The organism is Streptococcus sp. HMSC063B03 (genome assembly GCF_001836965.1).
Lineage (GTDB): Bacteria > Bacillota > Bacilli > Lactobacillales > Streptococcaceae > Streptococcus > Streptococcus pneumoniae_F.
On sequence record NZ_KV831025.1, the window covers coordinates 1 to 233 of the forward strand.

At 39.1% G+C, this 233-nt stretch carries 1 protein-coding gene; it reads right to left on the minus strand.

All coding sequences use genetic code 11. From position 1 onward, the window contains the following. On the minus strand, positions 1 to 233 hold a 233-nt coding region (locus tag HMPREF2628_RS03965; RefSeq protein WP_142350489.1), incomplete at both ends, for a hypothetical protein.

The window sequence follows — 233 nt, forward strand, 5'->3', positions numbered from 1 at the left end:
CTACCAAGTTTCAAGGTTACATGGCCATCTTTATGGGCGTAGTCTGAAAACTCAACGAAGTTGTTGTAGACACCGTCAAACAATTGATCGAGGTTATTAATCTTACGAACATCATTGCTTCCATATGTTGGATGAATGCCCATAGTTGTAGATTCTAGTTTGGTTGGTTGCACTTCTTTAGTCGTTACAAGGATAGAAGTTGATGGAACAGCCTGTTCTTGGTCTGTTTTATT